This is a genomic window from Streptomyces sp. NPDC127092, from assembly GCF_042722475.1.
In the GTDB taxonomy this organism is placed as follows: domain Bacteria; phylum Actinomycetota; class Actinomycetes; order Streptomycetales; family Streptomycetaceae; genus Streptomyces.
Map to the genome: position 1 here is coordinate 229,201 of NZ_JBHXFE010000004.1, position 25,248 is coordinate 254,448.

Below are 25,248 nucleotides of genomic sequence, written 5' to 3' on the forward strand. Positions count from 1 at the left end.
TCGAAGCGGAGGGTGGTGCCGTGTCGGCGCAGCACCACCCTCGGCTTTTCCGCGCGTGCCGACCCCCTCAGGTCCACCCCTGGCACGCGCGGCACAGCACCACCGTCACCCCGGAGACGGTCTCCCCGCACGCACGTTCAGCCGCTTGCGGACTTCAGGCCGAGGACATCGGACCGAGGACGTCGAGCCCACCGTCGGCCTCACCCCGCGGACAGCGGCTCCGGCCGCGCCCGGTCCACCACAGCCGCCAGGTCCAGCGTGTGCGGCAGCGTCCCGAACGCCGCGCCCCAGTCCCCGCCGAGCCGCGAGGCGCAGAACGCGTCCGCCACCTCCGGCGGCGCCCACCGCACCAGCAGCGCGCCCTGGAGCACCCGCGCCATCCGCTCGGTGAGCCGCCGCGCCCGCGCCTCGACGCCCTCCAGATCGGCCAGTTCGGTCAGCAGGTCCCGGATCGCCCGGTCGAGCCGGTGGTCCTCGCCGCGCGCCCGCCCCACCTCCGTCAGGAAGGCGTTCAGTGCCGCCGGCTCCCGCTGCAGGGCCCGCAGCACGTCCAGCGCCTGCACGTTGCCCGCGCCCTCCCAGATCGAGTTCAGCGGTGACTCGCGCAGCAGCCGCGGCAGCCCCGACTCCTCCACGTAGCCGTTCCCGCCCAGACACTCGAGCGCCTCCGCCACCACCGGCGTGCACCGCTTCGTCACCCAGTACTTCGCCACCGGCACCGCGAGCCGCAGCAGCGCCCGCTCCTCGGCCGTGTCGGAGTCGTACGCCGCCGCCAGCCGCAGCCCGAGCACCGTCGCCGCCTCCGACTCGAGCGCCAGATCGGCGAGCACGTTGCGCATCAGCGGCTTGTCGACGAGCAGAGCCCCGAACGCACGGCGGTACGAGGAGTGGTGCACCGCCTGCGCCACCGCCTGCCGCATCAGCGCGGCCGAGCCCAGCACGCAGTCGAGCCGGGTCGCCGCCACCATCCCGATGATCGTGCGCACCCCGCGCCCCTCCTCACCGACCCGGCGCGCCCACGTCGACCCGTCGAACTCGACCTCGGCGGAGGCGTTCGACCGGTTGCCCAGCTTGTCCTTGAGCCGCTGGATCGCGAAGGCGTTGCGCGTCCCGTCGGGCAGCACCCGGGGCACGAGGAAGCAGGTCGGCCCCGCCGGAGCCTGCGCGAGCACCAGGAACCCGTCCGACATCGGCGCCGAACAGAACCACTTGTGCCCCGTCAGGACGTACTCGCCGTCCGCCGCCAGCGGCTCCGCCCGGGTGGTGTTCGCCCGCACGTCACTACCGCCCTGCTTCTCCGTCATCCCCATCCCGAGCAGCACCCCCGCCTTCTCCAGCGGCGGCCGCAGCCCCTGCTCGTACACCCGCGAGGCGAGCAGCGGCTCCCACACCGCCGCCAGCTCCGGCTCCGCCCGCAGCGCCGGCACCGCCGCGTGCGTCATCGACAGCGGACAGCCGTGCCCCGCCTCCACCTGCGAGGCCAGCAGGAACTTCGCGGCCCGCAGCACATGACCACCCGGACGGCCCCACGCCGCACCCGCGAGACCCGCCGCCACGCCGCGGCCGAGCAGCCGGTGCCAGGCCGGAGCGAACTCCACCTCGTCGATCCGGTTGCCGTACCGGTCGTGTGTCCGCAGCCGCGGCGGGCACTCGTTCGCGAGCCGCCCCCACTCCTGCGCCTGCGCCGAGCCCGCCGAGACCCCGAGCGACGTCAGCTCGTCGCGGGACTCCGCGTACACCTCCGGCGGGAGATGCCGCTCCACGGCCTCCGCCAGGGCCCGGTCGGTCGCGAACATGTCGTATCCCACCAGGGGCGGAGCCTGGTTGGTCACGGTGTGGGTGCCGGCTTCCATGCCGATACGGTAAGGAGGTGCAGGCAGCAAACGAAACACCCGAACGGCGCGACCGGCGGCCCTGGAGCAGACTCCACCGCGCTCGCGTCCTCTACCGCAATGTCTCCAAGCGGAAGATGGTCTGGCTGCTGCTGAAGGACACGGTCAACTCGTGCATCGAGTACCGCATCCTCGGCCTCGCCGCCGAGGCCGCCTTCTTCACCCTGCTGTCGCTCCCGCCGCTGCTGCTCGGCCTGATCGCCCTCCTCGGCTACGCCGACGAGTGGACCAACACCGACACCGTCGCCAGCATCGAGGAGAACATCCTCCACGCCGCCCGTACGGTCCTGTCCGACCGGGGCGTCAACGAGATCGCCCGCCCGCTCCTGGAAGACGTCACCCAGGGCAAACGCCCGGAACTGATCTCCCTCGGCTTCGCCATCGCCCTGTGGTCGGGCTCCCGGGCCGTCAACGTCTTCATCGACACGATCACCGTGATGTACGGCCTCGACGGCCACCGCGGCATCGTCAAGACCCGGCTGCTCGCCTTCCTGCTCTACATCGTCGCCCTCGTCATCGGCGCCGTCGTCCTGCCGCTCGCCGTCGTCGGCCCCGACCGCCTCGTCGAGCTCGTCCCCTGGGGCACGGAAGTCGTCTCGGTCCTGTACTGGCCGACGGTCATCCTCCTGACCATCGCCTTCCTGACGACCCTGTACCACGTCTCCGTCCCCGTCCGCTCGCCGTGGATCGAGGACATCCCGGGCGCGCTCGTCGCCCTCGGCATGTGGGTCCTCGGCAGCTTCCTCCTCCGCATCTACCTCACCAGCCAGGTCGAGGGCCCCACCATCTACGGCTCCCTGGCCGCCCCCATCGCCGTCCTCCTCTGGATCGGCATCTCCGCCTTCGCGGTCCTCGTCGGCGCCGCCGTCAACGCCGCCATCGACCGCGTCTGGCCCTCCGTCGCCACCGCCGCCGCCCGTGAGGCCAACGAACGCGCCCGCGCCGCCCAGGCCGCCGACCTGGTCGCCCGCCTGCGCGCGGAGGCGGAGGACGTCGACGAGGACGACCCGGACATGCCGTCGGAGTTCCCGGAGCGGTGGTCGAGGTTCCTGCCGCCGGACGACGTGAAGGCACGGCTGCACGCGGGGCGGGAGAAGGACTAGGGGGCCTTCGTCACTGGTCGTCCCTAGGCGCCTTCGTGACCGCCGGATGGGCCGTCGTCTGCCTCGTACGGCGCTCCGTACGGCGGTTCGTACGGCGGTTCGTACGGCGCTCCATACGGCCGTTCGTGCGGCTCGCCGGAAGGCAGCCCTCCGGGCGCCGGTCCCCGGTCATCCTCGTCCTGCCCGCCGGACGTCTTCCTCCTGCCGGCTGACCTGCGCGAGCCGAACAGCCGCCCGAACAGGCCGCGCCGCTCTCGGGCGGTGGCAGCCGGCAACTTCGCGGCAGGTGACTCCACCGCCGATGTCTCCCCGCCCGGCGGCGGAACGTCGGTGACTTCCTCGGCCACCGTCAGCCACATCCAGTGCTCGTGCCCGGGCACGGGACGCAGCTGGTCCCGAAACGCCCACCGCCCCTGCCGCTCGACCCATCGCGGGAAGGCCACTATCAGGCGCCCGCCCGGATTCGGCAGCGCAGCGGCGACTCCTACGAGGTCGGCTTCGGCGACCTCCCAGCCGGCCAGGACGAGCCGCAGGCCGGCGGACCGCATGGGCAGCGTCCCCCAGAACTCGTCACCCGCCACGACGACGTGCCGCAGGGCCTCCTGCGGCGGCAGACCGGTGAACAGGGTCCGACCCGAAGTCCGCCGAGTCTGCAGGATGTGGGCGAACAGCTCGACGTCGTATCCGCCACCTCCTGCGGAGTCGAGCGCCAGCACCCGCGACGCCGACGCGGTCATGCCCGTCACCGCGTCCATCTCCGTCTCCCAGCGTCGGCGTACGGACGCCAGCCGCGTCCGCTCCCGTTCGGCCCAGGGGCCCGGCAGATCCGCCAGGGGTGTCTCCCTTCCCAGGAGGAGCGCGGCCCGGAACAGGCGCCGGCTCACTTCGCCGTCTCCGCTCCTTGCCGCGGCCGTCGCCCGCCCCGCGAGCCGCGTGGCCTGGGCCAGGTCGAAGCGCAGCCCGTCCAGGACGATCCGGGCGGCGGCCCGGCTCGTCGCGACCGGGTGGCCGTTGGCGCGCAGCCGGGCGAGGTGATCCCGCAGGTCCGTCTCCGTGGTGGGCGCGGGGAGCGCCGCGAGAAGGTCGTCGAACGTGAGCCAGCGGCCCTCGGCGAGCAGCAGTGGGGCAAGGACCAGCGCGTCCGCCTCTGGCAGGCGGTCGAACCAGGCCTTGACGGGCCCGAAGACGCGGTAGTTCGGGCGCGGCAGGAAGGACCACGAGGCCGAACCGGGGAGATGGTGAAGGGCCGCCATGCGTTTCACCGCGTCGTGGCGGTGCGCGGGATTGCCCGAGAGCAGGCCGAGGACGGCCTGTTCGAGCACGAGCGGCACGTCCGGCCGGACCTCCCGGGGCGGCGGCGGATCACCGCCGTCGTCCGGCGGGGCCTGGCCGGTGGCGAGCTCGTACAGAATCCGCCCCATGGCGTGCAGGTCGTCCTCGACCTGCAGACCGGAGTGTCGGAGCGCCGGCGATCCCAGGACGGGCCCGCTCAGGGGCGTCGCCCCCGGTTCCGGCTGCGTGGGCACATGGATGTTCGCCGCGCGCACGTCGCCGTGCACGAGGCCGGCGTCGTGGACCTTGGCGAGGGCGGAGCAGAGCATGCCGGCCCATTCCATGGCCGTGTGCGGCGAGGGACGGACCCACAGCCCGTCGAACAGGTCGCGCAGCGTGCCGCCGGCGGATTCGTCGAGGACGACGGCGCACCGGCCGTCGAGTTCCAGCCCTCCATGGATCCGCACGAGGTGGGGGTGGCGGAGGTTCCGCAGGGTGTCCACCCAGTGCGTGAAGCCGTCGGGCGCCGGATGCGGATGGAAGCGCAGGAGGACCGGGTGCCCGAGGACCCGGTCGAGCACCAGGAGTTCCTCGCCCCCCGGGCCGCTTCTGGCCCGCAGCAGCTCGTAGCGGTCGTCGATCAGCCGTGGCTGTTCCGTCTCCGCTGCCGCCGGGCCCAGCTCCACGGTCGCCCCCGGTCCCGACATCGTGGCCAGGAGCGAGGCGGCGGCCAAGGCAACGGCACCGAGCCCGCTCGTGTCCGCGTCCGGCACCCGCTGCTCCGGCCCTCGCAGCAGCCGCACGCTCTCCTCGCTCACCAGCGCGAACGGGCGGCCTGCCCCCCGTTCACCGCCACGGGCGTTCAGGGTCTCGGCCAGGGCGCGGAACTCGCCGGGTAACAGGCCCGCGCGGGACTCGATCTCCGCGCTGATGCGGGCGAGCAGACCGGCGGTCCGGACCAGAGAGGTGCGGGGGAGCGCGGCCAGGAGGACCTCCCGGACGCCGGGGCGGAACTCGTACGCACCGGGTGCCGCGTCCGGTTCCGCGCGGAGCATGCCGCTCAGGACGACCTCCGCGAGGTGCCGCGGCTCCGGATGTTCCTCGATCGCTGCCTGCACGAGCCGCATCACCGGCAGGTGGGCGGAGCCGACCGCCAGGTGCGCGGCCAGCCGGAAGGCCTGCGGAGAGGCGAGGGCACGGAAGCGCAGGACCAGGTCCTCCGGGTCCGCTTCCTCGGGGACGAGCGCGTCGTCGTCCGGGGCCGCGGGAGCGCCGCACGGGTGGATGAAGGCCGCCGCGCCCGGCAGCTCCGCACCGGAGGGGGAGGCCACCAGAGCCGCCCAGTTGCCTACCCAGACGTCCGTGGGTTCGAGCACCGGTAGCGGCACCCCGTCCACGGCGCCGGACGGGCTGTCGTACGGGGTGAAGCGCAGCGCCGTGTTCGGCACGCCGGCGGCGGGCGACATGAACCGGCCCGGCACGGCGGGCGCGGCGGTGTGCCGCCACAGCCGCTCCGGCAGCGGCTGGAGCAGTGCCACCGGGCCCTCCGCGGCCAGCGCGGCGAGCGCCCCCCGCCAGCGCAGCCCCGTCGGTCCGTCCCGCCACTGCGGCCCCATCGCGTCGCTGATCACCAGTACCGCCGTACGGCCCCGCTCGCGATGGCGCGGCGGCAGCAGACCGTCCTCGCCGAGCCGCAGCACGTCCAGCGTGCGGAAGGCGCCGGTCTGCGTGAACGCCGTGTGCAGTTCCCGTGCCAGCGGCCGCCACATCGTCATCGTCGGACCGGAGTCGACCACGAGCCGCAGATGCAGCCAGCGCTCCTGGCGGGGCCGCAGCACCGGCAGCCACAGCCGCAGGCCCGACCCGGGCGCGGCGAGCGCGGCGATCCGGTCGGCCGTCGCCGCCTCGTCCAGCTCCCGCTCGGCGCCGCTCGGCACCGTGCGCCGCAGCGGCCGCAGCGAACGCTGGAGGGCCAGCGGCCGGGCCAGCATCGGCGGGGCGGGCGCCAGCAAGGGCGTGTGCCCTGCCCCCGTCTCCGGTACGGCACGGGGCGCGGGTGGCGCCGGGGTGCGCAACGGCACCCGGTGTTCGGTACCGGGCGGCGAAGGCAGCTGCCGTGCCGGCTCGGGCGGCGGGGCGACCGGCGGCGGGACCGGGCGACGGGCGGCGCGGATGCCGGCCGGGTCCGTCGTGTCGCCGTGCGTCACCACCGCGGGCCGCGGCTCCGGGACCGCCGGTGACCCCGCCGGCCCGTCGCCCTCCATCTGCCGAGCCAGCCACAGCAACTCCGCCAACTCGCGTCCCGTGGGCGGCCCCTCGCCGGCCTGCCCCAGGACACCGGCCAGTGCGGCCAGCCGGCCCGCCGCCTCAGACGTCATCGACGTCCCAGGATTCCGCCGCCCGGCCCAGATACGGCATCAGCGCCTCGGCCAGATCCTTCGTCGAGGACTCGGACAGGCCCGAAGTCCGGGTCAGGTAGATCGCGTTGAGAAGCTGATCGGTGGCCAGCTCACCCGCGCTTCCCCGCCGCAGGAAGGTGTCCACGAGCGCGTGGTCCCGCTCGTCGAGCTCCCCGAGGTGCGCCCGCACGATGTCCTCCAGCTGCTCGCGCAGCGGCCTGCGCAGTTCGAGACGGACACAGCGGCGCAGGAACGCGGGCGGGAACTCGCGCTCGCCGTTGCTGGTCAGGACCACGAACGGAAAGGCCCGGCACCGCACTTCACCGTGCCGCACCGGCACCCGGTCCTCGGAGTCAGCGACCATCACCTCGGCCACCGGACGGGAGCGCGCCGCCCGCACGAGTTCCGGGATCTCGTACTGCCCCTCCTCCAGGATGTGCAGCAGATCGTTGGGCAGGTCGAGGTCGGACTTGTCGATCTCGTCGATGAGCAGGACACGCGGACGCTCGTACGGCAGCAGGGCCGTGCCCAGCGGCCCGAGCCGCAGATGGTCCTCCACCGATGCCTCGGCCGCCGCCTCCCCGGCCGCCGCATCGCCGATGCCACCGGCCCGGCCCGCCGCGTACAGCCGCGACAGCGGGTCGTAGCGGTAGAGGCCATCGGTGAGCGTCGTGCGGCTGGTGACGTTCCAGCGCAGTACCCGGCCGAGCCCCAGCTCACGGGCCACCGCGTAGGGCAGGCTCGACTTGCCGCTGCCCGGCGGACCGGTGACCAGCAGTGGCCGCCGCAGGTACAGCGCCGCGTTGACCAGCTGCACCGTCTCGGGCGTCGGCTGGTACGTGCGGGCCCGGTGCACCCGACCCGGCGCGCGGCCGTCAGCGTCCTCGTCCCGGGCCGGCGGCAGCGGCGGCCCGCCGTCGAACGCGCGCCACGGCGGGGGCGCGGGCAGCGCGTCGATGCCGTCGTGCGGCGCGCTCGATCCGGTGTAGACGGGCCAGAGGGACATGCCTGCTGCTCCAAGGGACGGAAACGGGAAGGGCGTTCAGCCGACGGGGGAATGGCTCAGGGGTCGGACGTCGGGGAACCGGCGCGGGTCCTCCCAGACGAGGGACAACTGCGCCGCCCAGTGCGGCTCCGGACCCTCATGGAGGAAGGCCTCCTTGCGCAACCGGAAGACCACCTCGGGGAGTTCGCCCGGAGGCAGCCGCGAGATCCGCTCCGCGATCCGGTCCAGGAAGCCGGAGCCCGCACAGCCGCCCGTGCACGGACCGCCCGGCGGGCAGCCGTTGCGCGGCCACAACACGATCGGCGCCGGCGCGTCCAGGGCGGCGCCGTACAGGGTGCGTTCGCGGGACGCCGTCGGCGGACGGGAGAAGCCCACCGCGCCGCGCACGTCCTGGAGGAGGACCGAGAGCTGCGCCGCGCCCTGAGAGGTGGAGCAGGCGACCCGGTGCAGCGGCGAGCCGTGCTGCAAGTCCAGCTCCTCCCACACCCGCTTCAGCGCGAACTGCTGGCGGCCCTTCGACCGCCGGTCGTGGTCGAGCACGACCACCGGCGAACTGCAGCCGAGCGGCGGCTCCTTGCCGCGCCTGCGGGTCCACTGGTCCACGTCCTTGTTCAACCAGGACCGCGGCAGCGCGAAGGCGATGAGCGGACGGCCGTCGGTGATCTCCTCGTACGCCTCGTCGATCCGGTCCAGGACCCACCCGCGCAACCGCCCAGCGGTGACCCGCCGTTCACTCACCAGCACCCGGCCGCCGCCCCGGTAGACGGACACCTCGGCGATCACCGTGCTGCCGTCGGCGCCGCTGCGCCGCACCTCGACCAGGATCGGCGCCCAGGGCAGCCGGGCGTCGGGCCCGTCCACCGCGGCGGAGTCCCGGTCGCGGGCGCCGCCGTGCGAAGCGTCCGGCGCGGCCTCGTGCCGGGGCTCGTCCTCGCACGGGAGCGCCGGGGACGGCCTCGGCACCTCGTGTCGGGCGCGGTGCTCGCGCGCCCAGGAACGGAAGGCGCGCCGCAACTCCTCGTCGGTCACCACGTCCGCGATACGGACGGCGAGTTCGGCGAGCGGGACCCGGCCGGCGGTCGGCGGGCTCTCGGTCAGCAGGTGCCACACTCCCTGCCACAGCCCGGCCGGCGTGATCACCGGAGGGACGAGCCCCAGCCGGCCCGCCGCCGCGAGGAGCAGCCGCTCCACCGGCACCGGCAGCGGGCCGGACCGCTCGGCCAGCTCCACGAGCTCCCGCAGCCGGCGCTTCTCTCCGGCCGAGCAGCCCGGCGTCGGCACCAGGTCGGCGAGGGCCGGCACGTGCCGGGCGAGCACCCGGGCCGGGATGATCCGTGCGTTGCGGACCGCCGGGTCGTACGAGGCGACCATGCCGACGACCGTCCCGTCGGCCGCCCGCATCGCGGCGGAACCGCTGAAGCCGTACGAGGGCTCCTGGCCCTGTCCCGACCAGTACTCGGCCTGGTTCCACTCGTCGTGGATCAGCTGGCCGGCCGCCGTCACCCGCAGCTCGGTCTGGGCGCCCTCCCACCCGTACCCGTCGGGGAAGCCGTACGCCACGAGCCGCGGCGGCTCGTGCACCTCCCGTGGGCCGTCGGGCTCCGCGAACGCGACCGGCTTCACGGTCACCGGCCGGTCGAGCGCCAGTACGGCGACGTCGCCCGTGTCGGTCGGCCGACCGCCCCAGGGACCGCGCACCGCGACCCGGGCCGTGAGTTCGCCGAGGCCCTGCGCGCCGGGGAAGCGCAGGGTGACGTGCTCGACGCCCTGGACCACGTGCGCGCAGGTGAGGACGGTGTCGGCGGAGACCAGGAAGCCGGCGCCCAGGACCTCGCCCGCGTGTTCCACACGCACGTGCCAGGCGGGTGAGGGCGTCATCGCGCGCCGGCCGGCGCGCCGTCACCCGCCTCGACGGCCTGTTCCCGCGCGGCGGCCGGTCCGGTCCCGGTGGCCTGGTCCCGCCCGACGGCAGATCCTGCCTCGGCGACCTGTCCCTGTCCGGCGGCCTGCTCCTGGGCCGAGACCGTGGCCCGGCTGCCCTGGCCGTCCGGGGACCAGGAGAGCCGCACCACGAGATGGCCCTCGACCGCCGTCTTGGCGATCACGGCGCCCGCCTCGGCCGACAACTTCACCCCGAACTCCAGCTCCACACCGTCCGGCCGCAGCGCGCCGTCGCGGAACACCGCGAGCGCCGACTCGGCCGCCGTACGGATCCCGACGAGCGCCTCGTCCAGCGTCTGCCCGGCCCGGACCAGGGAGTTGCCGACCCGCGCCACCGGCCTCGCACCCGGCTGCGGGCCGTCCGCCTCCACCAGGACAGCGCCGCTCCCCGTGCCGAACTCCATCAGTGTGTTCACAACGACCCCCGTGGCCCGAACAGTTGGCTGAGGAACCATTCTGTCCGACCACCCGGCCGGTGTCAGCGGATCCGCCTACCCTGGGGACGTGTACGAGGAACGCCCCGCCCGGCTCGCCGGAGCGGTCGTCTGGACCCGCGCCACCGGCCCGGCGGACCCGGGCAGCCGCCCGGTCCTGCCCGACGGCTGCATGGACCTGATCTGGGCGGACGGCCGGCTGCTCGTCGCGGGCCCCGACACCGCGGCGTACATTCCCCCCAGCCTCGCCGCCCACTACACGGGCGTGCGCTTCGCCCCCGGCCAGGCGCCCGCCGTGCTCGGCACCGACGCGAGCGCGCTGCGCGACGAGCGCGTCGACCTCGCCGATCTGTGGGGCGCCCGCACGGCCCGCCGGCTCGCCGGCCGGATCAGCGGCGCGGCCGACCGTGCCGCCGCCCTGGAGGCCCTGGTGCTGCGCCGCGCCGCCGACGCGCCCGCCCCCGATCCGCTGCTGCGGACCGTGGCGGCCCGGCTGCGGGCGGGCGTACCCGTCGGCACCGCGGCGGACGAGGTGGGGCTGGGCGTACGGCAGCTGCACCGGCGCTCGCTCGCGGCCTTCGGTTACGGGCCGAAGACCCTGGCTCGCATCCTGCGGCTGCAACGGGCCCTCGCGCTCGTGGGCGCCGGCGTGCCGTACGCGGAGGCGGCGTACCGCGCGGGCTGCGTGGACCAGGCCCATCTGGCCCGCGAGATGCGGTCCCTGACGGGCATGACGCTGACGGCCTACAGGGCCTCGGCGTCCGCCGAGCCCGCCGAGCCTGCCGTATCCGCCGCGCCCGCCGGTTCCTCCGCGCCCGCCGGTTCCGCCGCGTCCCCCGCGTCCGCGTAGAGCGAGACGCCCGTCCCGTCCGGGTCGAGCACCACCGCGTACCGCTGGCCCCACACGGCGTCCCAGGGCTTGAGGTGGCCGCGGTGCCCGGCCGCCGTCAGCGTCTCGTAGACCGCGTCGACCTGGGCCGGGGCCGCGCAGCGGAAGGCGAGCGCGACGCGGTCGCCGCCGGTCGCCGGGCGGGTCCAGGCGGGGTCGAAGGACCTGACGACGTCCTCGGTGTCCCACAGCACCCGCAGGCCGCCGGGCAGGGTCACCTCCACGTGCGGGGCGTTCTCCGCGCCGGGAGGGACGTCCAGGCCGAGCAGCCGGTAGAAGGCGAGGGAGGCGGCCATGTCGGCGGTGACGAGACCGATGACGTCCAGCCGGGGCGAGGGGGAGGGAGCGGGAACAGAGGAGGGCGTGGAGCGGTTCGTGTTCATGTCCGCACGCTAGGAGTCCCGCCGCCGGCGCGTCTTGTACGGATCGGACACGTGCGGCCGGGACCGGCACCGGGGGCCCAGCCTGGTGGTACGAACACCAGGTCCGGCACGCCCTCCCTACCCCGTACCGGTGCTGCCAGGCTGACCGGCATGGAACAGCACGAGCACCGCACCACCCTGATCACCGGCGCCACCTCCGGCATGGGCCACGCCCTCGCCCTCGACCTCGCCGCGCGTGGCGGCACCCTGCTGCTGCACGGCCGCGACCCCGGCCGCCTCGACGCGGTGGCCGCCGAGGCCCGGGCCGCCCACCCCGGCACCACCGTCCGCACCTACCTCGCCGACCTGTCCGACCTCGACCAGGTGCACGCGCTCGCGGACCGGATCCGCGCCGCCGAACCGCACCTCGACGGTCTGGTCAACAACGCGGTGGCGGGCGGGGGTTCACGCCCGCTGGTCCGCGAGCTGACTCCGCAGGGCCACGAACTCCGCTTCACGGTCAACCACCTGGCGCCCTACGCCCTCACCCGCGGCCTGCTGCCGCTGCTCACCGCCTCGGCCCCCGCCCGCGTCGTGAACGTGGCCTCGATCGGCCAGGAGACCATCGACTTCGACGACGTCATGCTGGAGCGGGACTACGAGGGCCTGCGCGCCTACTGCCGCAGCAAACTGGCCCTCATCATGGCCACCTTCGAGCTCGCCGCCGAACTGGACGGCACCGGAGTCACCGTCAACACCCTGCACCCGGCCCATCTGATGGACACCCCGGCCGTGCGCGCGTACGGGTTCACGCCGGAAGTGGGCACCGAGGAAGGCGTCCGTCCGACCGTACGGCTGCTCCTCGACCCGGCTCTCGCCGGCACCACCGGCCGGTACTTCGACCGGTTCACCGAAACCCGTGCCCACGAGCAGGCGTACGACACCGACGCCCGCGCCCGCCTCATGGAGCTGACGGACCGCCTGGTCCGGAGATAAATCCGTGGCGCCGGTGGAGGAGCCCCGCTACGGTGAGGGCACATCGCGAAGACCGCGGTGTCGAAGACCGCTGTGACCAGGAGGTGTGACCGATGGCTGTCGTCACGAAGGGCCGTGCCCGCAACCAGATGATCGTCCATTCCACCTCCGTGGCCACCGGCTGACGTCTTCCACCAGCAGCTGCGAGCGCAGCGCGCCGGGGCCACCCTGTGAAGGGTTCCCCTTGTCCTCCTCTTCTCTCTCCACCTCTTCCCTCTCCAGCTCCAGCTCGACCTCCGCGCTGCGCGCGTACGGCTGGGACGACGCCTGGGCGGCTGAGTTCGCCCCGTACGCGGCGCAGGGTCTGCTGCCCGGCCGGGTCGTCCGGGTCGACCGCGGCCAGTGCGACCTCGTCACGGCCGAGGGGATCGTGCGCGCCGACACGGCGTTCGTCACCCCGCACGACCCGCTGCGGGTGATCTGCACCGGCGACTGGGCGGCCGTCGACGCCGAGGGCGCCGGCGATCCGCGCTACGTACGGGCGTATCTGCCGCGCCGGACCACCTTCGCGCGCTCCACCTCGTCCAAGCGGTCCGAGGGCCAGGTCCTCGCCACCAACGTGGACCACGCGATCATCACCGTCTCGCTCGCCGTCGAACTCGACCTCGGGCGCATCGAGCGTTTCCTGGCGCTCGCCTGGGAGTCCGGCGCGCAGCCGCTCGTCGTGCTCACCAAGGCCGATCTGGTGCCCGACCCGGTCGGTCTGTCCTACCTGGTCGAGGACGTCGAGACGGTCGCCCCCGGCGTCCAGGTGCTGCCCGTCAGCTCCCACACGGGGGAGGGCGTCGACGTGCTCCGCGCGGTGGCCGCGGGCGGCACCAGCGTGCTGCTCGGCGTCTCCGGCGCCGGAAAGTCGACCCTCGCGAACACCCTGCTCGGCGAGGACGTCATGGACGTCCAGGCGGCGCGTGAGGTGGACGGCAAGGGCCGGCACACCACGACCACCCGCAACCTGCTCGTCCTTCCCGGCGGCGGCGTGCTCATCGACACGCCGGGCCTGCGCGGTGTCGGCCTGTGGGACGCGGAGGCCGGCGTCGGCCAGGTCTTCGCCGAGATCGAGGACCTCGCGGCCGACTGCCGCTTCCACGACTGCGCCCACGAGTCGGAGCCCGGCTGCGCCGTCACCGCCGCCATCGCCGACGGCACCCTGCCCGAGCGCCGCCTCGACAGCTACCGCAAGCTGCTGCGCGAGAACCAGCGCCTGGTGGCCAAGACCGACGCCCGGCTCCGCGCGGAGATCCTCAAGGACTGGAAGCGCAAGGGCGCGGAGGGCCGCGCGGCGCTGGAGGCCAAGCGCGGCCGCGCCCGCTGACGGGCCCGCGCCCGTTAGCGGGCCCAAGCCCGTGTCCGAAAACCGCCAGCCAGGCCCCTCCTGCTCCCGCACACTGGAGCAATGACGGACACGGCGACAACGGCGGACACGGGCGCGGGCACGGCGGTGGCGGGTGCCCTCCTCGACGAGGACACCCGCTACCAGGCGGTCAGCAGCCGGGACGCCCGCTTCGACGGCGTCTTCTTCTTCGGCGTGTCCACCACGGGGATCTACTGCCGGCCCAGCTGCCCGGCCGTTACCCCAAAGCGGCACAACGTCAGCTTCTACCCGACCGCCGCTGCCGCCCAGGGCCACGGCTTCCGCGCCTGCCGGCGCTGCCGGCCGGACGCCGTGCCCGGCTCGGCCGAGTGGAACGTCCGGGCGGACGTGGTCGGCCGCGCCATGCGGATGATCGGCGACGGCGTCGTGGACCGCGAGGGCGTCCCCGGGCTCGCCGGCCGCCTCGGCTACAGCGCCCGGCAGGTGCAGCGGCAGCTCACCGCCGAACTCGGCGCCGGGCCCGTCGCTCTCGCCCGCGCCCAGCGGGCGCACACCGCGCGACTGCTGCTGCAGACCACCGGCCTGCCGGTCACCGAGATCGCGTTCGCGGCCGGATTCGCGAGCGTCCGCCAGTTCAACGACACCATCCGCGCCGTCTACGCCCGCACACCCACCGAACTGCGCGCCGAGTCCGGCACCGGCGCGGGCCCCCGCACGGCGCTCGCCGCCGGAGTGCCGCTGCGGCTCGCGCACCGGGGTCCGTACGCGGCGGGCGAGGTGTTCGACCTGCTCGCCGCGGAGGCCCTGCCGGGCGTCGAGGAGGTCGTCGGGACGCCCGGCGCCCGCACCTACCGGCGTACGCTCCGCCTGCCCTACGGCACCGGCATCGTCTCCGTCGACGAGCGCACGCCCGGCCGGGGCGGCGGCTGGCTGGAGGCCCGGATCCACCTCACCGAACTGCGCGACCTCACCACCGCCGTGCAGCGGCTGCGCCGGCTGTTCGACCTCGACGCCGACCCGTACGCCGTCGCCGACCGCCTCGGCGCGGACCCGGAGCTGGCGGCCGAGGTCGCGGCGCGGCCGGGCGTCCGGTCGCCGGGCGCGGCCGACCCGGAGGAGTTCGCCGTACGGACGGTCGTCGGCCCCGAGGAGGCCGTACGGCTCGTCGAGCGCCACGGCACGCCGCTGGAGACGCCCTGCGGCAGCCTCACCCACGTCTTCCCCGCGCCCTCCGCGCTGACCTCCCACCCGGTTGCGGGCCCGCTCGCCACCGCCCTCGCCGACGGCACCGTCCGTCTCGACCCGGGCGCCGACCGCGAGGCGTCGGCGGCGGCGCTGACCACCGTCCCCGGAGTCGGCCCACGGGCCTGCGCCACCATCCGCATGCGCGCCCTCGGCGACCCGGACGTGGCCCCGGAAGGCCTCCCGGACCGCCAGGAATGGCGCCCTTGGCGCTCCTACGCGACCCACTACCTGCGCCGCACCTAGCGCCACCGCCACCGGGGCGAACCCTTGGCTGCGGTGGGCCGAGGCGGCCGGGGGCAGCCCCCTCCGTGGAACCCAACCCCGTGGGGGCCGACGGCGGTCGGGGCCCCTCCGGGGTGACTCCTCGGGCGTGGCGGCCGCTGGTCCCGGCCAGGGAACCGTCCCGAAGCCGCCACGCCCTGCGGGGACACCCCTGCACGGCCCCTCCTGCGTCTGACCGCCGTCCGCGGCAGAGGCTCTCCCGCCTGGCACGCGCCGACCACCGGCGGAGAGCCGACGGAGGGGCCGTGCAGGGTCGTCCCCGCAGGGGGTGGCGGCTTCGGTACGGCTCCGTCGACCGGACCCAAGGCCGCCGCCCCCGAGGAGTCGACCCGGAGGGGCCCCGACCGCCCTCGGCCCACCACGGGTGTCGGGCCCCGCGCGGACAGGTCCGCACCGGCCTCGGCCACCCACGGGTGTCGGACCCCGCGCGCACAGAGCCGCACCGGCCTCGGCCACCCACGGGTGTCGGACCCCGCGCGGACAGAGCCGCACCGGCCTCGGCCCACCACGGGTGTCGGGCCCCGCACCGGCGCCCGCACCGCTCAGACGGTCTCAGCTCCCACGGGTCTCGGGGCCGCCGGGCCCGCCCGGCACCGGCACCGCCCGCACCGCCCCGCACCGCCCCGCCCCGTTCAGCCCCAGATCACCGCCCCCGCCCACGCCCCCACGATCAGCAGGCACGCGAACAGTTCCACGAGCACGCTCGTTCCCGCCGCCCGCATCACCGTGCGGGTGGCCGCCCTGGCCTGGCCGTGGCCGCCCAGGCGGAGCCGTTCCGAGAGGTAGATGCCGCCCACGAAGCCGGGGATCGCGCCGAGCACCGGGATCAGGCAGAAGCCCAGGAACGCGCCCACGCCCGCGTACGCCACCATCCGGCGGGTGATGCCCACGCCCCGGAAACGGCGGGGCGGCAGCTGCCATACGACCACCTGGGTGAGCAGCAGCAGCCCGGTGGAGGAGACGAGGAGGATCCAGGCGAGGCCGGTCTGCTCGTGCAGCGACCACCACAGCATCGCCGCCCACACCAGCCACGTCCCCGGCACGCCGGGCGTCAGGACCCCGAACAGGCCGAGCAGCATCACCATCGCGATCAGCAGGAGCTGCCACACACCCATCTGCCAAGGGTGCAGGACCGCCGGTGTTCTCGCAGGTCAAGGCCGACGGGCGGGGGACGCGGGGCGGGGCGGGACCGGCGGAGCGGTCAGCCCGCGACCAGCGGCAGCGCGGCGGCGACCTGGTTGCGGGCCTTGCGGTCGATCAGCGGGAAGATGAGCTTCAGGGAGGTCTCGCTGTACGGCGAGGAGAGCACGAAGGAGGAGTTGAGGATCCGCTCCTTGATCTCGGAGCGGAACAGCCCCTCCCGCGCGATCGTCATCGTGTGCTCGACGGGCTTCGCGAACATCGGGTCCGCCCGGAAGATGAAGATCCGGCGGTCGGTCATCGCGAGGTACATCGGCGTCGGCGCGGGGATCACCGACATCGAGCCGCCGCTGGCGATCGCCGACGCGATGCCGAACGCGGCGGTGCGGCGCACCGAGACCGAGCTCAGGTTGACGAGCGAGGTGACCTCGACCCGCTCGCCGGGCTCCAGCATCGGGGTGACGGTGGCCAGCAGGGCGCGGCGGCGCCTTCCGTTCATGGGTGGTGCTCCAGAAGGGTGAGGTGCGACGGGGCGGGCCCCGTCGCAGGGGGAAACCGGGCGCTCACCTTGCCACAGGGGCCGGGCCGCCTCAGCGGCGGGCCACCCACCCGCGCTCGTACGCGTGCCAGCCCAGCTGCAGCCGGGTCGTCACCCCGGTCAGTTCCATGAGGCCCTTCACCCGCCGCTGCACCGTCCGCAGGCCCAGGTCCAGCTGCTTGGCGACGCTCGCGTCCGTCATGCCGGCGAGCAGCAGGCTGAGGATCTCCAGGTCGGTCGGGTCCGGGCCCTGGATCTCGTCCTCCGTGACCTGCGCGCCCGCGCCGAGCCGCAGCGGCAGGGCGTCCCGCCAGACGGACTCGAACAGGCCCATCAGCGACTCCAGGAGCCCGCTCGCGTGCACGACGAGGGCGGCCGGCTCGGCGCCGCGGCCGGTGAGCGGGACCATCGCGAGCGTGCGGTCCGCCACCACCAGCTTGGTCGGCACCCGGTCCACCACCCGGATCTGCTCGTGCCGGCCGAGCGCCGCGGACAGTTCGCCGAGGCCCGCCGGCTGGGCGAGCACCTCCCGCTCGATGACGACGCGGTAGCGCACGCCGCGCTCGGCGGCCAGGGCCTCGGCCTCGTTCTCCACGCCGCTCACGGCGATCGGCTTGCCCGTCACCAGCGCGCACACCTCGTCGGTCGCGCCGAGCTGCAGCTGGAGGAAGCGGTGGGTGACGGCGCTCGCGCCCGTCACCACCTCGACCAGGTCGTGCACGGCCGGTTCGGTGGCCTCCGCCCGGTACTCCTGGGCGAGCAGCGCCGCCGCCAGCTCCGCCTGTTCAAGTTCGTGCCGCTGCTGGGTGAGCAGCGCGCCGAGCGCGACGCCGGGCGGTGCCGCGACCCAGCGGCCGGTGCGCGCCGAGGACTGGGCCGCCAGGCCCTGCGATTCCAGCCGGCGCAGCGCCCGCTCGGTGTCGCCCTCCGGCAGGGCGAGCCGATGGGCTAGGTCGGAGACCTCGGCCGCGCCCATGGCGACCAGCGCGCGGTAGGCGGATTCCTGCCGTTCGTCGAGCCCTATCGCTGCCAGCATCGCTGTCCCACCCCTCGCGCGGACGTCCCCGGACGACCCGGGACATATCCCGGAAGGCCGGCGGACGTGTTCGTTCCGTTGGTGCACTGGCGGGAATCGGCCACGGCGCATTCCCGCCGTGCCCATCCTGCCTGCACCACCCTCACCTCTGCCAATGTGGCGCCACCGCAGCACCAACAGCCTCCGGACATGGGCGCCTTGTGCCGTCATGCCCGGATTCAGATGGGGAGAGCGATGCGCCCGATTTCGCGTACGGCCCTGGGAGCGGCGACCGCCGCCGTCCTGGCCGTCACCGCGGTCACGGCGTCCGCGGCCGCAGCGCCGCAGGACGCCCCGGCGACCGGGAAGCGACCACTCGTCGGCAGCGAGGCCGCCGACCACGCCGCACAGAGGCCCGCCACCGTCACCCTGGTGACCGGCGACCGCGTCCTGGTGACCCGCGACGCCGGAGGCAACCCGGCCGCGGCGGCGCTGCCCCGCGAGGACGGCACCGTGCCCTTCGTGCAGACCCGCCGCTCCGGCCAGGACCTCTACGTGTACCCCGAGGGCGCCACCGCCGCGCTCGCCGCCGGACGGGTCGACGAGGAGCTGTTCAACGTCACCGGTCTGATCCGCCAGGGCTACGACGACACCCGCTCTGCCACCCTGCCGCTCATCGCCGTCTACGGAGCCGACCTGGCCACCGCCCGCGCCGTGCCGCCCGCCCCGCGCGGCGCCACCCGCGGTCAGGTCCTGAAGACCGTCGACGCGGTCGCCCTCAAGGCCGACAAGAAGCAGGCCGCCGGCTTCTGGGCCGACGTGACCGGACCCGCCGCCCGCACCACCGCGGCCGGCGGCGGCCTGAAGAAGCTGTGGCTCGACCGCAAGGTCCAGGCCACCCTGGAGCGCTCCACCGCCCAGGTCCACGCGCCCGAGGCCTGGGCCGCCGGATACGACGGCACCGGCACCAAGGTCGCCGTCCTCGACACCGGCGCCGACGCCCGCCATCCCGACCTCGAGGGCCGGATCGTCGCCCAGGAGAACTTCACCGACTCCGACACCGCCGACGACCGCCAGGGCCACGGCACCCACACCATCTCCACCGTCGGCGGCTCCGGCGCCGCGAGCGGCGGCAAGAAGAAGGGTGTCGCCCCGGGCGCCGCCCTCCTCAACGGCAAGGTCCTCAACGACTCCGGATCCGGCGCCACTTCGTGGATCATCGCCGGTATGGAGTGGGCGGTCTCCCAGGGCGCCGACGTCGTCTCCATGAGCCTCGGCAACCCGTCCGAGACCGACTGCACCGACCCGATGGCCGTCGCGGCGGAACGACTCGCCCGGAACGAAGGAACGCTGTTCGTCATAGCCGCCGGCAACTCCGGCCCCGGCAACAACACCGTCTCCTCGCCCGGCTGCGCCCCGAGCGTCCTCACCGTCGGCGCCACCGACCGCGACGACTCCACCGCGTACTTCTCCAGCCGGGGCCCCGCGGCCGACGCCGCGCACACCCTCAAGCCCGAGATCGCCGCACCCGGCGTCGCCATCTCCGCCGCCGCGGCCGGCGGCCGGGGCGTCTACGCCTACCAGTCGATGTCCGGCACCTCCATGGCCACCCCGCACGTCGCGGGCGCCGCCGCCATCGTCAAGCAGCGCCACCCCGACTGGACCGCCCGGCAGATCAAGGCGGCGCTCGTCGCCTCCGCCGACAGCGGCGTCCCCGGCGATGCCCGTGAGGTCGGCGCCGGCCGGCTCGACGTCAAGGCGGCGACCGAGCAGACCGTCCTCGGCGCCACCGCCGTCCAGGCCGGCACGTTCCCCTGGCCGCAGGACCGGAGCGACCGCACCACCGTCGCCGTCCCCTACACCAACACCGGTGACCGGCCCGTCACCCTCTCCCTCGCCGTCGAGAAGGTCACCGGCAACGACGGCTCCGCCGTCCGCTCCGCCGTCGCCCGGCTCGGCGAGCGCACCGTGACCGTCCCGGCCGGCGCCACCGTCGAGGTCCCGCTCGCCGTCGACCCGGCCGTCCGCCTGGAACGCGCCCAGTACGGCGACGTCACCGGCCGGATCGTCGCCACCGGCACCGCCGGCGGCAGCGCCGTCCACGTGTCCACCCCCTTCGCGCTCCACGTCGAGCCCGAGACCGTCACCCTGCGCGTCAAGCTGATCGACCGTCAGGGCAGGCCCGCCGACGGCGCCTCCTCCCTCGACGTCATCGGCACCGACGACGCCACCGGCGAGCGCCGCTTCAACGAGGGCTCCGCCGACCAGGTCTACCGGCTGCGCGCCGGCAGCTACTTCCTCTCCTCCTTCGTCACCACACCCGACGCCGGCGACGGTGCCACGCTCACCGACTCCGTCAGCTACCTGGCCCGCCCGCAGCTGCAGCTGACGAAGGACACCACCGTCGTCCTCGACGCCCGCAAGGCCCACCGGCTGACCGTCCGCACCGACAAGCCCTCCGAAGTGCGGGGCGCCACCCTCGCGTTCGCCCGCTCCTGGGACGACACCTGGCTGCACGCCGGCACCGCGTCCGGTCCGCGCACCGTCCGCGGCTACTACGCCTCCGTCGAAGACCGGGCCGCGGACGGCGACTTCGAGTTCGGCAGCTACTGGCGCGCCGCCGCCCCGCAGATCGGCGAACTGAAGACCGGTGACGGTCTCGTGCTGCATCCGCTCACCGCCTCCACCGGCTCCGACAACCTCGACGGCACCGGCTCCGCCCGGCTCGTCGACGCGGGCACCGGCACTCCGGAGGAGCTCACGGCGGCGGGCGTGAAGGACCGGATCGCGCTGGTCCGCCTGCCGGACACCAGCACCGCCGTGTCCACCCTCGCGCGCAACGCCAAGGCCGCCGGCGCCGTCGCCGTCGTCACCTACCACCAGGCCGCCGGCCGCTGGTACCCGAGCGGCGGCTTCACCGGCCCCGGCCTGCCGGTCCTCGCCGTGCCCGCCGCCGAGGCCGCGCAACTCCTCGACCGGCTCGCGGCCGGCGAGGTCACCCTCGCCTGGCGCGCCACCGCCAAGAGCCCCTACCTCTACAACCTCGCCTTCCCCGAGTCCCGCCCCGTGGTCGGCGACAAGAACTACCGCGTCAGGGACGGCGAGTTGGGGCGCACCGAGTCGACGTACCACGCCATGGGCGTCGCCACCGACTTCATCGACAGCCCCGCCGCCTACCGCCCGAACGGCACCGGAGTCTTCTTCGGCTCCATCGAGACCGTCCCCGCCCCCGGCACCCGCACCGAGTACTACACGCCCGGCGACACCGCCTGGGAGCAGGTCCTCTCCTCCAGCTTCCCGTTCGGCGAGTTCATGGTCGGCGCCCGCCACGCGTACGGCCCCGGCGAGCGCCGCACCGAGAACTGGTACGACGGGGTCGTCGCCCCCACCGCCCCGCGCGACGCCACCGGCAGGCCGGTGCTCGTCGCCGAGCGCCAGGGCAACCTCATCGGCTTCGCCGACGCCATGTGGGGCGACAACACCCACTACGCCGAGCCCGGCTCCTTCGGTGACATCGGCAACCTGCGCCTCAGCAAGGACGGTGAGCCGCTCGGCGACTCCGGCTGGCCGTTCGGAGTGTTCGAGGTACCGGCCGAATCCGGCACGTACACGCTCGAACAGAACACCATGAAGATCGGCAGCAAGGTGTGGGCCCGCTCCACATCCGTCAACTCGGTATGGAAATTCACCTCCGAGCTGGACGAGAGCGTCTATTCTCAGGGCATCCCGATTCTCTTCCCCCGGTACGACCTTCCGGAGGACGGACTCAAGACCCTCGCGGCGACCGACGGCCAGCAGATCGGCCTCGGCGTGACGGGTCACGCGGGCTACACGCCCGCCGCGCTCACCTCGGCCCGCCTGTCCTACTCCTACGACGGCGGCACGACCTGGACCGAAGCACAGGTCTCCCACCAGGGCGACGCCTGGACCGCGACCGTCAACCACGCGGGCGCCACCGGCAGGCAGGTCACCCTGAAGACCGAACTGACGGACGCCAACGGCAACTCCGTCACCCAGACCGTGGTCCGCGCTTACGACGTGCGCTGATCACGCCGGTCCGCCGGGCGTCCTTCCCGTGGGGGGTGGGGCCGCCCGGCGGACCACCCTTCGACGACCACCCTTTTGCCGTAACGCTTTTCCTGATGTCCCGTTTTCTGACGCCCTGTGCGGTGGACAATAGGGGCATGACTCAGCAGGGGGACACCAACTGGTGGGACAAGCTGTACGACGAGGCGGCGCAGGACACCGCGCCCGCGCCGACGCCGGACAGCCTCGACGAGCGCTACGACTCCGCCGCGGCGACCACGACCGAGTTCCCGGCCCCGCCGCCCGAGCCCCCCGCGCCGGCCGAGGCCCTGGCCCCGGCCGAGACCCCGGCCCCGGACGCCGGGACGCCGCCGGCCGAGACGCCGCCCAGCGAGCCGTCCGCCCAGACGCCCACCCCTGCGGCCCAACCACTCGCGGTCCCGCCCGCCGCGGCCCCCGCCGTGCAGGTGCCCGCGCCCCGGCCCCGTACCGGACACGTCGGGACCCGGCCGCCCACCTACGAGGCCGAGCCCACCGCGCTGCCCGCAGCCCGTCCCGGAGAGCTCGACGCGCTCGTCGCCGACACCGTCCTCGACGGCGCCCGCTACGGCGCCTACACCCTGCGCGCCGTCTCCGTCCGCGGCGACTCCGCCCGCTACCGCGGCGAACCCCGCCGCGACGCCCTGCTCACCGCCCGCTTCGGGCAGGACGAGGCCGCCCTCGTACTCGTCGCCGTCGCCGCGGGCCGGCGCGGCTCCGAGCACACCCACCTCGCCGCCGCCGACGCCTGCCGCTGGATCGCCGAATCCGTCGGCCGCAGTCACGCCCGGCTCTCCGAGGACATCCGGGCCGGCCGCCGCGGCGACCTCAAGTCGGGGCTCCACCGGCTCACCGACCGCACCTACGGCAAGCTGCGCGCCCGCGCCGCCGAACGCGGCCTCGACCCCGAGGAGTACACGGCGGGCCTGCGCTGCCTGCTGCTCTCCGCCGACCCGGAATGCCGCACCCGGGTGTTCTTCGGCGTCGGCACCGGCGGCCTGTTCCGGCTCCGCGACGGCGCCTGGCAGGACATCGAACCGCTGCTCCCCGATCCCTCCGCCACCGTCGGCGGGCCCGTGGTCGGCTTCGGCTCGCCGCCCCGCGCCCGGTCCGCGACGACGCCGGGCCCGGACGTCCCGGAGGTGTGCGAGGACGGCGACCGGCTCACCATGCGGCTGGGCGTCGCCGACCCGCCCGGCCGGCCGTTCATCGAGGACGCCCTGCCCCCGCCCGCCGAGCCGTTCCGCTTCCGCGCCTCCGTGGCCCGTCCCGGTGACACCCTGCTGCTCGCCTCGCACGGCCTCGCCGAGCCCATGCGCGGCGAACCGTCCCTCGCCCGCGAACTCGCCGCCCGCTGGGCCGGCGCCGAGCCGCCGGGCCTCGCCGCCTTCCTCGCCGACACCCAGCTACGGGTGACGGGTTACGCCGACGACCGTACGGGCGTGGCGGTCTGGGAGGCCTAACCCAAGGGGCGCGACCCCGCCGCTCATGGGTTGATGGACCCATGGCCAAACAGAACGTCGCAGAACAGTTCGTCGACATCCTCGTCCGCGCGGGCGTCCAGCGCCTCTACGGAGTGGTCGGCGACAGTCTGAACCCCGTCGTCGACGCCATCCGGCGCAACTCGGCCATCGACTGGGTGCAGGTGCGGCACGAGGAGGTCGCGGCCTTCGCCGCCGGCGCCGAGGCCCAGGTCACCGGCCGGCTCGCCGCCTGCGCCGGTTCCTGCGGCCCGGGAAACCTCCACCTGATCAACGGCCTGTACGACGCCCACCGCTCCATGGCCCCGGTCCTGGCCCTCGCCTCCCACATCCCGTCCAGCGAGATCGGCCTCGGCTACTTCCAGGAGACCCATCCCGACCACCTGTTCCGCGAGTGCAGCCACTACTGCGAGCTGATCTCCAACCCGCGGCAGATGCCGCGGCTGCTGCAGACCGCGATCCAGCACGCCGTCGGCCAGGGCGGCGTCAGCGTCGTCTCGCTGCCCGGCGACATCGCCGACCGGCCCGCGCCGGAGAAGGCGGTCGAGACCGCGCTCGTCACCTCCCGGCCCACCGTCCGGCCGGGCGACGCCGAGATCGAAGCGCTGGTGCGGATGATCGACGCGGCCGACCGGGTGACGCTGTTCTGCGGCAGCGGCACCGCGGGCGCGCATCCCGAGGTGATGCAGTTCGCCGAACGGGTGAAGGCGCCCGTCGGGCACGCGCTGCGCGGCAAGGAGTGGATCCAGTACGACAACCCGTTCGACGTCGGCATGAGCGGACTCCTCGGCTACGGCGCCGCCTACGAGGCCACCCACGAGTGCGAGCTGCTCCTCCTGCTCGGCACCGACTTCCCGTACAACGCCTTCCTGCCCGACGATGTGAAGATCGTGCAGATCGACGTACGGCCCGAGCGGCTCGGCCGGCGTTCCCGGCTCGACCTCGCCGTCTGGGGCGACGTCCGCGAGACGCTGCGGTGCGTCATCCCGCGGGTCCGGGCCAAGACCGACCGCCGCTTCCTCGACAAGATGCTGAAGAAGCACGCCGACGCCCTGGAGGGCGTGGTCAAGGCGTACACCCGCAAGGTCGAGAAGCACACGCCGATCCATCCCGAGTACGTCGCGTCCGTCCTCGACGAACTCGCCGACGACGACGCCGTCTTCACCGTCGACACCGGCATGTGCAACGTCTGGGCCGCCCGCTACCTCACGCCCAACGGGCGCCGCCGGATCATCGGCTCCTTCAGCCACGGCTCCATGGCGAACGCGCTGCCGCAGGCCATCGGCGCCCAGTTCACCGACCGCCGCCGTCAGGTCGTGTCGATGTCCGGCGACGGCGGGTTCAGCATGCTCATGGGCGACTTCCTCACCCTCGTCCAGTACGACCTGCCCGTGAAGGTGATCGTCTTCGACAACTCCTCGCTCGGCATGGTCGAGCTGGAGATGCTGGTCGCCGGGCTCCCCTCGTACGGAACCGCCAACAAGAACCCCGACTTCGCCGCCATCGCCCGCGCGGCCGGCGCCTACGGCGTCCGCGTGGAGAAGCCCAAGCACCTCGCCGGCGCCCTCAAGGACGCCTTCAGGCACAAGGGCCCGGCGCTCGTGGACGTCGTCACCGACCCCAACGCGCTGTCCATCCCGCCGAAGATCAGCGCCGAGATGGTCACCGGCTTCGCGCTCTCCGCGAGCAAGATCGTGCTGGACGGCGGAGTCGGCCGGATGCTCCAGATGGCCCGCTCCAACCTGCGGAACGTGCCGCGTCCCTGACGGGCCCTGACGGCCGCCCGGTGGTGCTCATGAATGCCGGCCGGGCGCCTGGGCATGCATCCCCGTGAGCC

At 74.4% G+C, this 25,248-nt stretch carries 17 protein-coding genes; 8 read left to right on the forward strand and 9 right to left on the reverse strand.

All coding sequences use genetic code 11. The features are described from left to right. Positions 1–200 precede the first annotated feature (200 nt). Positions 201–1,853 (reverse strand): acyl-CoA dehydrogenase family protein, encoded by a 1,653-nt coding sequence (locus ACFWJO_RS05415; RefSeq protein ID WP_386863494.1) that lies wholly within the window; start codon positions 1,851–1,853, stop codon positions 201–203. Positions 1,854–1,870: 17 nt separating this feature from the next. Between ACFWJO_RS05415 and ACFWJO_RS05420 the strand changes: the two genes are divergently transcribed. After that, positions 1,871–2,995 (forward strand): YihY/virulence factor BrkB family protein, encoded by a 1,125-nt coding sequence (locus tag ACFWJO_RS05420; RefSeq protein ID WP_386863495.1) that lies wholly within the window; start codon positions 1,871–1,873, stop codon positions 2,993–2,995. Positions 2,996–3,018: 23 nt separating this feature from the next. On the opposite strand, the gene ACFWJO_RS05425 is transcribed toward ACFWJO_RS05420, so the two are convergent. From ACFWJO_RS05425 to ACFWJO_RS05440, 4 genes are read right to left on the reverse strand one after another with little or no spacing between them, the layout of a single operon-like run. Beyond that, positions 3,019–6,645 carry an SAV_2336 N-terminal domain-related protein gene (locus tag ACFWJO_RS05425; protein ID WP_386863496.1) on the reverse strand — a complete coding sequence of 1,209 codons (3,627 nt, stop codon included), beginning with the start codon at positions 6,643–6,645 and terminating at the stop codon, positions 3,019–3,021. After that, complete coding sequence (locus ACFWJO_RS05430) at positions 6,635–7,672, reverse strand: AAA family ATPase (protein ID WP_386863497.1); 1,038 nt, start codon at positions 7,670–7,672, stop codon at positions 6,635–6,637. Before ACFWJO_RS05430 ends, ACFWJO_RS05425 begins: the two co-directional genes overlap by 11 nt. Before the next feature lie 36 nt (positions 7,673–7,708). Then, a complete protein-coding gene (locus ACFWJO_RS05435; protein WP_386863498.1) occupies positions 7,709–9,526 on the reverse strand; it encodes a trypsin-like peptidase domain-containing protein in 1,818 nt (605 codons plus the stop codon). Positions 9,527–9,546: 20 nt separating this feature from the next. Beyond that, entirely contained in the window at positions 9,547–10,029 is a 483-nt protein-coding gene (locus ACFWJO_RS05440; protein WP_386863499.1) for a CU044_2847 family protein, read from the reverse strand. An 88-nt stretch (positions 10,030–10,117) separates the two neighbouring features. Here ACFWJO_RS05440 and ACFWJO_RS05445 point away from each other — a divergent pair, with 88 nt between their 5' ends. Then, on the forward strand, positions 10,118–10,897 hold the full coding sequence (locus ACFWJO_RS05445; protein ID WP_386863500.1) for a helix-turn-helix domain-containing protein: 780 nt from the start codon (positions 10,118–10,120) through the stop codon (positions 10,895–10,897). Here the strand turns inward: ACFWJO_RS05445 and ACFWJO_RS05450 are convergent. Beyond that, positions 10,792–11,319: a VOC family protein gene (locus ACFWJO_RS05450; protein ID WP_386863501.1), complete on the reverse strand. Its 528-nt coding sequence runs from the start codon at positions 11,317–11,319 to the stop codon at positions 10,792–10,794. The genes ACFWJO_RS05445 and ACFWJO_RS05450 overlap by 106 nt on opposite strands. A gap of 150 nt (positions 11,320–11,469) precedes the next feature. Between ACFWJO_RS05450 and ACFWJO_RS05455 the strand changes: the two genes are divergently transcribed. The 3 genes from ACFWJO_RS05455 (at position 11,470) to ACFWJO_RS05465 (ending at position 15,133) form a co-directional block, all read left to right on the forward strand. Then, on the forward strand, positions 11,470–12,294 hold the full coding sequence (locus ACFWJO_RS05455) for an SDR family NAD(P)-dependent oxidoreductase (protein WP_386863502.1): 825 nt from the start codon (positions 11,470–11,472) through the stop codon (positions 12,292–12,294). Positions 12,295–12,517: 223 nt separating this feature from the next. Continuing rightward, positions 12,518–13,645: a ribosome small subunit-dependent GTPase A gene (gene rsgA / locus ACFWJO_RS05460; RefSeq protein ID WP_386863503.1), complete on the forward strand. Its 1,128-nt coding sequence runs from the start codon at positions 12,518–12,520 to the stop codon at positions 13,643–13,645. A gap of 81 nt (positions 13,646–13,726) precedes the next feature. Then, positions 13,727–15,133: a DNA-3-methyladenine glycosylase 2 family protein gene (locus tag ACFWJO_RS05465; protein WP_386863504.1), complete on the forward strand. Its 1,407-nt coding sequence runs from the start codon at positions 13,727–13,729 to the stop codon at positions 15,131–15,133. A gap of 671 nt (positions 15,134–15,804) precedes the next feature. Here ACFWJO_RS05465 and ACFWJO_RS05470 read toward each other — a convergent pair. From ACFWJO_RS05470 to ACFWJO_RS05480, 3 genes are all read right to left on the reverse strand, one after another. Continuing rightward, positions 15,805–16,287: a DUF456 domain-containing protein gene (locus ACFWJO_RS05470; protein ID WP_386863505.1), complete on the reverse strand. Its 483-nt coding sequence runs from the start codon at positions 16,285–16,287 to the stop codon at positions 15,805–15,807. Between the two features lie 86 nt (positions 16,288–16,373). Further along, on the reverse strand, positions 16,374–16,811 hold the full coding sequence (locus ACFWJO_RS05475) for a hypothetical protein (RefSeq protein WP_386863506.1): 438 nt from the start codon (positions 16,809–16,811) through the stop codon (positions 16,374–16,376). Positions 16,812–16,902: 91 nt separating this feature from the next. Beyond that, the gene (locus tag ACFWJO_RS05480) at positions 16,903–17,886 is read right to left on the reverse strand and encodes a helix-turn-helix domain-containing protein (RefSeq protein ID WP_386863507.1); all 984 of its coding nucleotides are present in this window, start codon (positions 17,884–17,886) and stop codon (positions 16,903–16,905) included. Between the two features lie 234 nt (positions 17,887–18,120). On the opposite strand from ACFWJO_RS05480, the gene ACFWJO_RS05485 reads away from it, so the two are divergent. The 3 genes from ACFWJO_RS05485 to ACFWJO_RS05495 all read left to right on the forward strand — a co-directional run bounded on the left by ACFWJO_RS05485 (position 18,121) and on the right by ACFWJO_RS05495 (position 25,177). Continuing rightward, entirely contained in the window at positions 18,121–21,912 is a 3,792-nt protein-coding gene (locus tag ACFWJO_RS05485; RefSeq protein WP_386863508.1) for a S8 family serine peptidase, read from the forward strand. A 137-nt stretch (positions 21,913–22,049) separates the two neighbouring features. Beyond that, positions 22,050–23,393, forward strand: coding sequence for a protein phosphatase 2C domain-containing protein (locus ACFWJO_RS05490; protein WP_386863509.1), 1,344 nt, complete (start codon positions 22,050–22,052; stop codon positions 23,391–23,393). A 41-nt stretch (positions 23,394–23,434) separates the two neighbouring features. Beyond that, positions 23,435–25,177, forward strand: a complete 1,743-nt coding sequence (locus tag ACFWJO_RS05495; protein ID WP_386863510.1) for a pyruvate dehydrogenase — start codon at positions 23,435–23,437, stop codon at positions 25,175–25,177. Positions 25,178–25,248 lie beyond the last annotated feature (71 nt).